This window comes from Acinetobacter sp. YH12096, assembly GCF_013419215.1.
GTDB lineage: Bacteria > Pseudomonadota > Gammaproteobacteria > Pseudomonadales > Moraxellaceae > Acinetobacter > Acinetobacter amyesii.
On record NZ_VPAM01000018.1, the window covers coordinates 17,455 to 30,089 of the forward strand.

The 12,635-nt window shown below is 38.9% G+C and carries 11 protein-coding genes, 1 other RNA gene and 1 pseudogene; 6 read left to right on the forward strand and 7 right to left on the reverse strand.

The annotated features are described in order from the left end of the window. Window positions 1-169 precede the first annotated feature (169 nt). The 3 genes from FTU36_RS09055 to FTU36_RS09065 form a co-directional block, all read right to left on the reverse strand. Window positions 170-448 (reverse strand): hypothetical protein, encoded by a 279-nt coding sequence (locus tag FTU36_RS09055; RefSeq protein ID WP_180026970.1) that lies wholly within the window; start codon window positions 446-448, stop codon window positions 170-172. A 53-nt stretch (window positions 449-501) separates the two neighbouring features. Continuing rightward, window positions 502-1,830, reverse strand: coding sequence for a hemolysin family protein (locus FTU36_RS09060; protein WP_180117544.1), 1,329 nt, complete (start codon window positions 1,828-1,830; stop codon window positions 502-504). Between the two features lie 129 nt (window positions 1,831-1,959). Next, a complete protein-coding gene (locus FTU36_RS09065) occupies window positions 1,960-2,952 on the reverse strand; it encodes a LysR family transcriptional regulator (protein WP_078191331.1) in 993 nt (330 codons plus the stop codon). 683 nt (window positions 2,953-3,635) lie between these two features. Between FTU36_RS09065 and FTU36_RS09070 the strand changes: the two genes are divergently transcribed. Further along, window positions 3,636-5,240, forward strand: coding sequence for an isocitrate lyase (locus tag FTU36_RS09070; RefSeq protein WP_168378085.1), 1,605 nt, complete (start codon window positions 3,636-3,638; stop codon window positions 5,238-5,240). Window positions 5,241-5,328: 88 nt separating this feature from the next. On the opposite strand, the pseudogene FTU36_RS16895 reads toward FTU36_RS09070, so the two are convergent. Beyond that, window positions 5,329-5,430, reverse strand: a pseudogene (locus FTU36_RS16895) (IS5/IS1182 family transposase); the annotation flags it as partial. A 329-nt stretch (window positions 5,431-5,759) separates the two neighbouring features. Between FTU36_RS16895 and FTU36_RS09075 the strand changes: the two are divergent. Together FTU36_RS09075 and FTU36_RS09080 are read left to right on the forward strand one after the other, a co-directional pair. Further along, window positions 5,760-6,959 (forward strand): YncE family protein, encoded by a 1,200-nt coding sequence (locus FTU36_RS09075; protein WP_257224818.1) that lies wholly within the window; start codon window positions 5,760-5,762, stop codon window positions 6,957-6,959. A gap of 84 nt (window positions 6,960-7,043) precedes the next feature. Further along, window positions 7,044-7,508, forward strand: a complete 465-nt coding sequence (locus FTU36_RS09080; protein WP_180117548.1) for a hypothetical protein — start codon at window positions 7,044-7,046, stop codon at window positions 7,506-7,508. A 472-nt stretch (window positions 7,509-7,980) separates the two neighbouring features. On the opposite strand, the gene ssrS is transcribed toward FTU36_RS09080, so the two are convergent. From ssrS to FTU36_RS09095, 3 genes are all read right to left on the reverse strand, one after another. Next, window positions 7,981-8,163, reverse strand: a non-coding RNA gene (ssrS, locus tag FTU36_RS09085) — 6S RNA. Window positions 8,164-8,262: 99 nt separating this feature from the next. Beyond that, window positions 8,263-8,550, reverse strand: coding sequence for a cell division protein ZapA (locus FTU36_RS09090; protein ID WP_180106900.1), 288 nt, complete (start codon window positions 8,548-8,550; stop codon window positions 8,263-8,265). 2 nt (window positions 8,551-8,552) lie between these two features. Beyond that, the gene (locus FTU36_RS09095) at window positions 8,553-9,104 is read right to left on the reverse strand and encodes a hypothetical protein (RefSeq protein ID WP_180117550.1); all 552 of its coding nucleotides are present in this window, start codon (window positions 9,102-9,104) and stop codon (window positions 8,553-8,555) included. A gap of 64 nt (window positions 9,105-9,168) precedes the next feature. On the opposite strand from FTU36_RS09095, the gene FTU36_RS09100 reads away from it, so the two are divergent. From FTU36_RS09100 to FTU36_RS09110, 3 genes are all read left to right on the forward strand, one after another. After that, complete coding sequence (locus FTU36_RS09100; protein WP_180008931.1) at window positions 9,169-9,786, forward strand: UPF0149 family protein; 618 nt, start codon at window positions 9,169-9,171, stop codon at window positions 9,784-9,786. A 102-nt stretch (window positions 9,787-9,888) separates the two neighbouring features. Then, on the forward strand, window positions 9,889-11,223 hold the full coding sequence (pepP, locus tag FTU36_RS09105; protein WP_180117552.1) for a Xaa-Pro aminopeptidase: 1,335 nt from the start codon (window positions 9,889-9,891) through the stop codon (window positions 11,221-11,223). 189 nt (window positions 11,224-11,412) lie between these two features. After that, window positions 11,413-12,588 (forward strand): tetratricopeptide repeat protein, encoded by a 1,176-nt coding sequence (locus FTU36_RS09110; protein ID WP_180117554.1) that lies wholly within the window; start codon window positions 11,413-11,415, stop codon window positions 12,586-12,588. Window positions 12,589-12,635: the final 47 nt, after the last annotated feature.

Here is a 12,635-nt window from a genome sequence, read left to right on the forward strand (position 1 = left end):
CATCACTATTTTAGTGGGAAATAGTCATTAATAATGAAGGTATTAAGGAAGGGAGATTTTTCGATTTATTTTAATTTTTATTCAAAAAATGTGGTCTGTTTACATATATTCAACATCAGTAGAGAACTGTAAGTGCTGTGCAGATACAGTTTGATCACAACAAGTACGCTTATGCAAAAATAGACAGTAGCGTCCGAATCGGCCAACTAAAAAATCGGAACCAAAATATTAAGGGATTATAAAAAAACAGACCAAAACGCATGGTTTCGTCATATTGTTGTCTGCCACGTTCATAAGGATAAGGCGTTAAAAACCACGCAGTGGCGATCAGTGTAACACCGAGCAATAGAAATAAAGGTTGTGGATGAGCTTTAAAAAAATAATAGATCAGATAAGCCCCAGTATAAAAACTAAAGCAAGTCAAAATCGCTTTAAGTGAAAAAGACATCTTCGTATTCCATCGTATTTATATTTTATTGTTTTAGAAAAAGAAGAATCGAATTAATCCGATTCTTCTGGTATATCAAGTTCAGTCTCAGCCGGCTTTAAGCGAGTCACTAATAATTGGTCAATTTTAAAGTGGTCTACATCCACTACTTCAAATTTGTAGCCATGATAAGTAACAAAGTCCGCTGGACGTGGAATTTTACGCAGTTTAAACATCATAAAGCCGGCAAGGGTTTCATAGTTTTCTTCATCCGGCATTTCATCTAAAGCGAGTGCATGCTTCAAATCTTCGATTGGCGTACTGCCATCGATAAGCCAAGAATCCGCATCACGTTTAATAATTTGTTGCTCTGCTTCAATCGGTGTTACCCAGTCGCCCATCACGGTAATCATAATGTCGGAGAGGGTAATAACGCCGACAACCAACGCGTATTCGTTAATTACTACGGCAAATTTTTCTTTGGTTGAACGAAAGCGATCGAGTAATTCGGACAGTGTTAAGGTATTTGGAATCGTGAGGACATTACGAATAGTATTTTCGTTGAGCTGTAAAAGTGACTGATTGTTGAGGATTCGAACCAAAATATCTTTGGCATCTACATAGCCAATTACGTCATCAATATTTTCACTACAGACCAAAAACTTCGAATACGGAAATTCAGCGAGTTTTTGACGAATACTGGCTTCTGATTCTTTGAGGGTAAAGTACACCACGTTTTCACGTGTAGTCATACTTGAAGGGACGTTACGTTCTTCCAGCTCAAATACGTTTTCAATAAAGTGGTGTTCTTGCTTTTGTAGTACACCAGCTTGAGCACCGGCATCCATCACGGCTGAAATATCGTCAAAGGTAATATTGTCATCACGTGTTGTGTTCACTTTGAATAAACGAAACAACAAATTGGCAATGGCATTAATCACCCACGCCATTGGCTTACACACTTTAATAAAGATTTGAATCGGGTCAACAACAGCAACGGCAATTTTTTCAGGTGCGATCATCGCCAAACGTTTTGGCATCAAATCAGCAAATAGAATGAATAAGGATGTGACTAAAGTAAACGACAGGGTGAAACCGATAGTTTCAGTCCACGGGCCCTGATAAAAACGAGTGACTAAGCTAATGAAGTAAGGACGAAAAGCACCTTCACCCAAAATACCGCCAAGAATTGCCACAGCATTTAAGCCAATTTGTGATGCGGCGAAAAAGTCTGCTGAGTTGGCTTGTAAGTCAAGCACACGTTGTGCACGTGAATCTCCAGATTCAGCCAAAATTTTAAGTTTTACTTTTCGTGCACCCGCAAGGGCAATTTCTGTTAATGAAAGAAAACCCGCACCGACGATCAGGAGAATAATAATGACAATATTTTGGAAAAGGCTCACGAATACACCTGTTTGTGATTCATTCTATTTTTCTGTATTTCTAACACAAAAATGGGCAAGGTAGTAGTCTTAACTACTACCTATATAGTGACAGTATACGTTTGAATTAATAAGGAATTAAAGAATTAATTACTGATACTGTGAAAACTGAGAGTTATTCATTAAGTATTCGCGGTTTTCTTCTTCAATCATTTGACGTGCAACATACAATATAAGTTGACGTAACCAGCGATGAGCAGGGTGATGATGAAGTAATGGACACCAAGCCATTTTTAATTCAAATTCAGGAATATAGAATGGTGGATCGCGAAGTAATAGGTTTTGACTTTTGGCTTGAAGGCGAGCGATACGGCTTGGCAGAGTCGCAACCAAATCAACATTCGAGGCCAATAAGCCAGGCATTTGATAATGACGAGTAAAAACTGAAATTTTACGTTTTTGGCCAATACGTTCTAGAGCCTGATCAATCCAACCTAGACCCGCTTGTTTTTCAGGATTGACACCAAAACCGACACCCATACCTGTTTTAGATACCCAAATGTGTTGTGCATCTAGATAGCTTTTCAGGTTTAAATTATTTGCAGCAGGGTGCTTGGCATTTAAAAGGCATGAAAAACTGTCACGCCAGACCAAAACTTGGTGGAAACTTTGCGGAATTTCATTAAAGCGGTTAATCGCCAAGTCGACTTTACCTTGTTCCATATCTCGATAAGACACATCACTAGGCGTTAAAAAATCGAGAACCACATTGGGTGCTTCTGAGCGCAAAGCTTTTACTAGGCGCGGCACCAGTGTTGCTTCAGCATAATCTGAAGTCATGATGCGGAAGACACGATTTGAGGTGTAAGGTCGGAACTCGGTACGAGGTTCCAAAATCATCGAAAGGTCAGAGAGAGCATCACGGATACGTGGCTGTAATTCAAGCGCACGTTCTGTAGGTGTCATACCTTCTGAAGAACGAATAAGAAGTGGATCATTAAATAAGTTGCGTAAACGACGTAAAATATTACTCATCGCAGGCTGAGTTACACCCAGTTGCTCGGCAGCACGAGTCACGTTTTTTTCACGAAGAAGTACATCAAGATAAATTAATAGATTGAGATCGACCCGCTCCAGATTCATAAAATAAATACCGACAATAAAATCATGAAATTTATCTGATTATGCCATAACTACTAAGGCTTGTGTAAAAAATGGATGAAAAAATGACGTGTACTTTTGTACTAAAATTCGGCAGTTTTAAGACAAATTTGCTGAAGTGCCAGCACATATTTCTTAAATACTTATTATCTGTTTAGACCGATATTTTTAAGTGAGTGAAATAAAAATACGGAGCAATTTTGTTTATGCGATGTGATGTTCATAAAACAAAAAAATTAGATGAAATATCTCATTTACATGATCATTTGAAGACAGAATAACCAAGTATTTAGCTTGGTGAATTTGGGCAAAAATGGCGTAAAAAATGCTGTTTTTTTTAAAAGTGAATGCTCAGTCGACTTAAGTCTAATGAAGAATAATTCATCAAAATGTTTGAAAAATAGACAAAAAAATTAGCAAAATATTTTAATAAAAGTATTTAAATACAAATACTTATAAATGTTGGTTAATTATTATAATACGACTTTAATCTACATATTTTTTAAATAAATACTGAAAATTAATGCAGAATATTGGATTAATTTTTTTAGTCAATCTACTCTGTGTCTATCGCAACGAAGTGTTCTAAATCTGAACAATCATTCGAGGGTATGATTTTAGCCTTACGTTGCAGAAAAATCCTAATATTATTACAGGAACATATCATGTCTACATACTTAACAGCGATTGATGCAATCCGTGAATTAAAAGCAAAATTCGGAAGCACTTGGCGCGATATTAGCCCAGAAGATGCTGCACGTATGCAAATGCAAAACCGTTTCAAAACTGGTTTAGACATTGCGAAATATACAGCTGCTATTATGCGTCGTGATATGGCTGCTTATGATGCTGATTCTAGCAAATACACTCAATCATTAGGTTGCTGGCACGGTTTCATCGCACAACAAAAAATGATTGCGAACAAAAAATACTTCGGTACAACTGAACGTCGCTATATCTACCTTTCAGGTTGGATGGTTGCAGCTCTTCGTTCAGAATTCGGTCCACTTCCTGACCAATCTATGCACGAAAAAACTTCAGTACCTGCATTGATCGAAGAAATCTACACTTTCCTACGTCAAGCTGACGCGAAAGAATTAAACGACTTGTTCCGTGCGCTTAAAAAAGCAAACGAAGCTGGTGATACTGCTAAAGCTGCTGAAATCACTGCTCAAATCGACGGTTTCCAAACTCACGTTGTGCCAATTATTGCTGACATCGACGCTGGTTTCGGTAACGAAGAAGCGACTTACTTACTAGCTAAGAAAATGATCGAAGCGGGTGCTTGTGCACTTCAAATCGAAAACCAAGTATCTGACGCTAAACAATGTGGTCACCAAGCTGGTAAAGTTACAGTTCCACACGAAGACTTCATCGCGAAAATCCACGCTCTTCGCTATGCATTCTTAGAAATGGGTCTTGATGACGGTATCATCGTTGCTCGTACTGACTCTGAAGGCGCTGACTTGACTCAAAAAATCCCAGTGGTTAAAGAGCCAGGCGACATCGCTTCTCAATACATCAGCTACTTAGACACAACTGAAATTGACATTTCAGAAGCTCAAGAAGACGAAATCCTAATCAAGCGTAACGGTAAACTTCACCGCCCAAAACGTCTTGCTTCTGGCTTGTACCAGTTCCGTCCAGACACGCAAATTGACCGCGTTGTACTTGACTGTGTATCTAGCCTTCAAAATGGTGCTGACCTTCTTTGGATCGAAACTGCGACTCCAAACGTTGAAGAAATCGCTCACATGGTTAACCGTGTTAAAGAAACAGTTCCAAATGCGAAACTTGTTTATAACAACTCGCCTTCATTCAACTGGACTTTAAACTTCCGTCAACAAGCTTACGACCGTTGGGTTGCTGAAGGTAAAGACGTTTCTGCTTACGACCGTGCTAAACTAATGAGCGCTGAATACGATAACTCTGAATTAGCTGCTGAAGCTGACGAAAAAGTTCGTACGTTCCAAGCTGATGCTTCTCGTGAAGCGGGCGTGTTCCATCACTTGATCACACTTCCGACTTACCATACAGCTGCTCTTTCTACTCACGAGCTTGCTCAAGGTTACTTCGGCGACCAAGGTATGCTTGCTTATGTAGCTGGCGTTCAACGTAAAGAAATCCGCGGTACGATTTCTTGTGTTAAACACCAAGCAATGGCTGGTTCTGACATCGGTGACGACCACAAAGAAATCTTCGCTGGTGACAACGCGCTTAAAGCGGGTGACGATGCGAAAAACACAATGAACCAATTCGCTGCTCACTAAGCATTGAACTGATTCGAAAAAAAGCCCAGCGAAAGCTGGGTTTTTTTATGGCCTTAAAATCGTGTTGAATTTAGGTTCTGTTGATATTTCATAATGACAGCCAAATAAATATGTAAGCTAAGGCAACTGATTTTTCATAGTTCTGCTTGAGTCTTGCAAATGTATTCTGGATTGTTTTTTTGGATAGATAGCAAGCCAAACTGGGACAACTCTTAAATAAGCTTTTGAAATTGAAAAGATTTGAATGAAATATTTGAAGCAAAGAAAAGTGGTGGAATGGAGCAGAGATAGAATATTACATTATTGAAGAAGCCTTTAGTGGCAGGTTTGTGCGCCTTTAATCAACAACTCATCGGAATTAAAACAAATACGCTATATCTACACTTGTATATTTAATAAGCTTTCTTTGCGCTAAAAAAGCGACACTTATCTTATGGCTTTGGTCAAAAGGTATGCATAAAAACAAATGAATGGACAATAAAAATGGAAAAAAATCTCTGGATCAGGACACTTCTTTGTATGACAGTTACGGTGTCGCCACTTATTTTCGCAGCGACAACCACTGCACCCGTTCCACCCAATAGCCAGCAAGTCTTTTTTGTCGGCAATAATTGGGATGGTACGGTTACAGTGATCAATCCTGCAAAAAACTATCAGAAAGTTGGTGTCATCAATATGGTGCCCGACAAAAAACAACGCCTCACTGAAATTTACCTTAACCCAGTAAAATTAATCGCTTATAGCTATATTCGTAATACGGCAGGAGAGGGAAATGATCAATTGGTCGATGACATGTATTCCACACCAGATGGCAAATCGGTAGTTGCATCACGCCCAAGTTTTGCAGATGTAGTCTCGATTAACATAGCAACAGGGAAAATTAATTGGCGCACACCCGTTGAGGGATTTCGAGCAGACCATATGGCAGTATCCCCTGATGGGCAACAGGTTGCAGTATCAGCGTCTTCAGAAAATGTCGTACATATACTCGATATCAACACAGGCAAGGAGCTCGGGCGCTTTGCCACAGGAGATAAGCCACATGAAAATATTTACTTTGATGGTGGCACAAAAATTCTTAACTCAGCCATAGGTAATGTGGAAACCTCAATGGATGCAGCGTGGCAGGATTTCACTAAAGGCAAACGCTATATCACCATTGCCGATGCTAATAATTTTAAAGTCTTGAAAAAAATTGATTTTCGACCTGCATTGGATGCCTTTGGCCGTAAAGACCTGTCTAACTCAGTTCGACCGATTGTATTTAGTAAAGATGAATCCAAAATCTATGCTCAGGTCTCATTTTTTAATGGTCTGGTCGAATATGATCTCAATCAAGACAAAGTCACGCGCATTGCACAGCTTCCGGGAAGTACAACTATTCCCTCTGATCGCACGAAATGGGTAAATGACTCACGTCATCATGGGCTTTCCATCAGTGGAGATGGTGAAAAACTATGTGTTGCAGGAACGATGGATGATTATGCCACCATCGTCGATCGTAAAACTTTGACCGCGGCGAAATTGATTGCTGCAGGCAAACCGTATTGGGCAACGCAAAGTCCAGATGGTAAGCGTTGTGTCATTTCTGAAAGTGCCACAGATGCAGTAACCGTGATTGATTTTGCAACAGGTGAAAAAGTCATCACAGTTCCAGTTGGTAATCACCCACAGCGTGTTCGTTTAGGTTATGCACCAGCAGGATGGGGCAGTCAGTAAAACAGTTTAAATCAAAAGAAAATGGAAAAATCAGAGTCAAATCGGCTCTGAATTTTTAATTGAAAAACATTTAGAGATTGAATCATGTATAAGAAATGGATTGTTATTGGGTTAGTGGTTGGCTTGATTTTATTGTTGATGATTCAGTTATTAAAACCAAAGCAGCAGGAGGTTCATGAACAGCTACCGTTAGATCAACAAAAAGTGTCTGAAACACGTTCTGAGCGAACTACAGAAAATGTATTGCAGCATTCAAGTTCTAATTCCAAACAATCAATACTCGACAGAGAAACGCACTCTGAGCTATTACAGCAACGTGAACAGGTATATCAACAATTTCAGCAAATAAACACGCTGATGAGTCAGGGACAGCAGCCGAATCAAAATCAAGTACTCGCTCTACTCGAGCAACAATACAGATTGGTTGAAAAAGGCGTCGTGAAATTGGATGAAGCCATTTCATCAATTCAATATTTACGACAAATACTTCCTGAAATGGACAGAGCTTTGGATAGACAGTTAGCTAAACTGGAACAACTCAAAAATTGAATAAGGCGGATTAAATCAGCTTTTGAAGGTGAACAAACTTGAATAAAAATTTTTAACTGATGTTACGCAGTAACATCAAAGCGCAATTTGCTTCAAATAAAACAACGATACGCGGTAACGTCATCCGCAAGTGTTTAAGACAGGACTACTTCTAATCAAAAATGTTTTTGTGATGCTTTGAATAATTTGACGGTAGTGAACGAGTTTTGCGGATGACAATGGTTTTGGGTACTTTTGCCGAAACAAAAGTATCTCCAGCCGAAGGCTAATCTCTTTATTTAATCCTTAGATGTAAGACTCCGTCGAATAGGCTTAAAATTATTTTAAAAATGCGAAATTACTTTTATGTGCGTAACATCAGTTTTTAAGAAAAGAACAGGAGTCGAATAGCGCAGAAATAGAATAGTGAATTTTTTAGAATATTTTTGAATTGAGTTGAATGCTGAAAATTCATTTAATGACTTGGAAGATAAACACTCCGAAGATGCCGCTGCAAATGTCGTGACCCTGAACCCGATGAGTTCAAGGTGGACGCGACGTACACTCGCTGGGTTTCCCACTCGAGGAGGGCATACGCTCAGAATATACAGAACACATCCATAAGTTTAAGTATCGGCAGGGGATTAGACCTAGCTGGCGAACACCTCAGAGATGTGCTCAGTATAACGAATTCAGCGTTATTGGCAAATCACCAAACACTGACAAAGTGTTTAAAATGAAGCAATCGGGCAAAGTATAATCACTAAACCACCGATTAATCAGTCAATTCTTCAACTTGTTCCAAAATATTTTGCAACAAAAGTTCGCAGTTTGCATATTCTTGCAAACTCTTATTCATTGACAGGACTTCTTGCATTAATTCAAGTGCGACCATAATGATCAGCTTACTCGGTTCCATACGTGGTGCTTTACGACGAAATTCATCGTATTTGTCATTCAGTAATTGTGCTGCGCGTTCTAAATCGACTTGTTGGTCAGAAGTCGTTGCTAAACGGAAACTATGACCTAGAACTTTTAAATCAACTGCAATTTGTTCACTCATGATCAAACTTCCTCATTACTTTCAGTCGGATGTGCCAATTGTTGAATTTCTTGCGCATGTTGATCTTGAGCTGTACCTAAAATAGCTAAACGTTGAATAATCACTTCAACTTTTGCTTTAGCATGTTCATTTTTTTGTAATAAACGTTCACGTTCTTGCTTTAAACCCTGAATTTCTTGCTGAGCATGACGCTGTTCATTTTGCATCTTTTCTTTAACGATACGTAGCTCATTACGTTCTGCCAAAATTTCTTGAAAACGATTTTTTAGATCAGTACAGCTTTTTTCAAGACGGCTATATCGGTCAGCCAAAGCAGTTGCATCAGTATTCAGCTGTTGAAGTTGAGCACGTGAATCAGTTAATTGCTCATTCAGCGTATCAATTTCTTCTTGTTTGGAGGTGATAATACCGTTCTTATGTACAATTTGAGCATGATGCTGCTCATCAGACGAGTTTTTCTCATCTTGTAGGGCATTATTTTCGCTTTCAAATTGCGCCAGTCGCTTTTTTAAAACGCTAATATGCGCTTGGAGACGCTGTAATTCTTCTAACATAACGTAGTCGCACAGTCTTGCAAACAAAGGTAATATATACGAAGTATAGAGATTGGATAAGCGAATGCAAGACGATATTTCAGGTTGGTCAGATTGGTCCCACAATTTTTCTAAAATTGAAGAAATTTCAAGCCCAAGTGAGTTACATGGTCTACTCACTGGTATAGTTTGTGTGTCACAACCCCCGAGTCGTGAAGAGTGGCAACAAATTTTAGCAACGCTTGATGTTGCTGAATTAGATGAAGATGCATTGGCATTGTTAACTGAAGAAGCAGAAGATGTAGCTCATTCACTTTCAGATGATGAACTCGACTATCTTCCTTTATTACCAGATGATGATCACTTACTAGGTGAGCGTGTACAAGCATTGGCAGACTGGTGTGCAGGTGTGGTTCTTGGTTTTGGTTTGGCGGCAGGACATCTGCGTACCAATGAGCAAGAATTGATTGAGCATTTACAAGATGTCGCTTCAGTAGAATTTGAAGATTCAGATGATGATGAAGAAGGTGAAGAAAGCTATCAGGAATTATACGAATTTGTTCGTTTAATCCCAGTGAGTCTGTCGATGGGACGTACCAAAGTTGATGTTTCAGAAACACCGTTGCTACAACTGAGCGCTAAAAATTCATTGGCTCAAGCGGGCAATGTGGTTGAAATGTTCACCCCACACCGTCCAAGTTAAGGCATTCTTTTTGCATTAATAATTAATAGATGATGGGCTCTATCTAAGGAGTTCATCATCCTATTAAATCAATCATAGTCCAAGCGTATAAGAAGCATATCAATGAAGAAATTAACTCAAGCAGATTTTCAGGAACGTCGTGACATCCTTGCAGGTGAAATGGGCTTACGCAGCATCGCAATTATTGCCACGAGCAAAGAAGCCATGCGAAACCGAGATGCTGACTATAAATTCCGTGCTGATAGTAGTTTCTTTTATTTAACAGGTTTTGCTGAACCTGAAGCGGTTGCAGTGATTGAAACCTTTGATAGCGAAGAAGAAGGTTATAGCTATAGTTTGTTCTGCCGTGAACGTGACCGTGAAATGGAAATTTGGAATGGTTACCGTGCGGGTATTGATGGTGCGATTGATGACTATGACGCGGATGAAGCCTTTGCTATCGATTTATTAGACGAAGAAATTTTAGAAAAATTACAAAATAAAGATAAATTATTTTACCGTATTGGGCAGCAAGCAGATTTTGATGCTCGTGTGGCGCAGTGGATTGCAACTGCAAGCGGTGAATCACGTAAGGGTGCAAGTGCGCCTGCACAAGTCATTCAATTGGATCGCATTATCGATGAAATGCGTTTGCATAAGTCTGATGATGAACTCGAACTGATGCAGATTGCTTCGGATATTTCAGCAGAAGCGCATACCCGCGCCATGCAAACGGTTAAACCGGGCATGATGGAATATGCACTAGAAGCAGAACTGAATTATGTCTTTGGTCAAAATGGTTGTGTACCGTCCTATAACAGCATCGTTGGTGGTGGTGAAAATGGCTGTATTCTGCACTATGTGGAAAATGATAAAGAATTAAAAGATGGTGATTTGGTACTGATTGATGCCGCATGTGAATATCAGCTATATGCCTCAGATATTACCCGTACTTTCCCAGTCAACGGTAAATTCAGCCCTGAACAAAAAGCACTTTATAATGTTGTCCTCGATTCGCAAATTGCGGCGATTGATGCTGTGCGTATCGGCAACTCTTATAAAGAACCGCATAACGTTGCAGTGCGTATTTTAGTTCAAGGCTTGCTGGATCTTGGCATCATGCAGGGCGATATTAACGAAATCATCGCAAAAGAAAGTTACCGCCAGTTCTATATGCATGGAACAGGTCACTGGCTCGGTATGGACGTGCATGACGTCGGTTCTTACAAACAAGACGGTGAATGGCGTGCCTATGAAGAAGGTATGGTTGTGACTGTTGAGCCAGGTCTTTATATTGCGCCAGATGATGAAACAGTGGATGAAAAATGGCGTGGGATTGGCATCCGTATTGAAGATGATGTTGTAGCAACTCAAAATGGTCCACGTGTTTTAACCGCTGCAGTGGTGAAATCTGTAGAAGAGATTGAAGCGCTGATGGCGAAAGCGAAAGCCGCTTAAGTTAATATAGTAATTAAAAAAGCCGGTCAGATGATCGGCTTTTTTTATCTACAAGCAGTCTTATAAATACTAGTTATATAGACAAGTGTAATTAACAATGGAGTTGATTTTCTGATGTTAAGTTTTTACAAAAATTAGATATAAGTCTTTTAAAATTAATCGTATAAATTTTTTATTTTAATCATAATTATGGGCGTTAGAAAAGCTGGGGTGGTTATTCCCTTTAATGGCAATCAACAGGATATAGAAAGACTGGTAAATGATTGGCTGGTTTATTTTGAAGAAAACTCAAAATCTGCATTAGATATAGAGTGGCTGACGGATCATGTTGTTTGTATCAATAGTGCCGGATTAGCGCATTTTGCTTTTACTGAACCTGAAAAATGGAGCAGCTTGCTGAGCAGTGGGTTACCGATTAAATGGATGATATTCTTTGATTTTGCAGACACAAATTCAAGCTATAGCTATGCGCTTTATAAAGAGGGTGCAGAAATTAGATGTGTCATTCAAGCGGAAGAAGAGGAACTTTACATGGATGGAGAAAGACAAGATTTTGAAAAGGAATGGTTAAACTTTTCAACAAGGTATTTATACGAATATGTTGAAAATGGCAAAGTTCAAAAAAAATGGACGACTGATTTAAACAGTTTAAAAGAAGAAATCAATGAAGATTTGGAAAGCTATTATCAATATTATTATTTTAGCGAAAAGGATCATTTAATTTATCATACTCAATTGGTTCGGCTGTTATTGATTGAACTCTTTAAAATCTATGTCGGTTTTGAAATCTTTGATAGTGATTATAATCCAGTAAAGAAAATAAAGTTTAAGTATAACAATCAGCGTACTTATGATGATTATTTAAGTTTAGCATCAAGAGGGGATATTGCAGCCCAAATTAAATTGGGTGAAATGTATGAAATGGGATGCGGCGTCGAAAAAAATGATTTAACAGCACAAGGATGGTATCAAAAAGCGGTTGATCAAGGGGATGATGCGGCGATGCTGAAGTTAGCAGCGCTGTTGTTCAAAAAACCATGTAAAACAGAGGTTCATATTGCTTTAGATCTACTGAATCAGTCAGTGGAAAAGGGAAATATAAACGCAAGAACGGCCCTTGCTGAAATATATGAAAAGGGCGAAATTCTTGATCAAGATTATAATCTAGCTATGAACTTGTACAAGCAATCGGCAAAACAAGGCTGTGCAATTGCCCCCTATAAAATTGGTTTAATGTATGAGCTGGGTAATGGTGTAAATCTAGACTTAAAGATAGCAAAGCGCTGGTATCACCAAGCGGCGAATGCTTTTAATCAAGATGCAGAAATTCGATTACAGAAATTAATCCAGTATTTTAATGCTTAACTTCCTAAGCACCTTATTTAAATTACTGATGTTACTGCGTAACATCA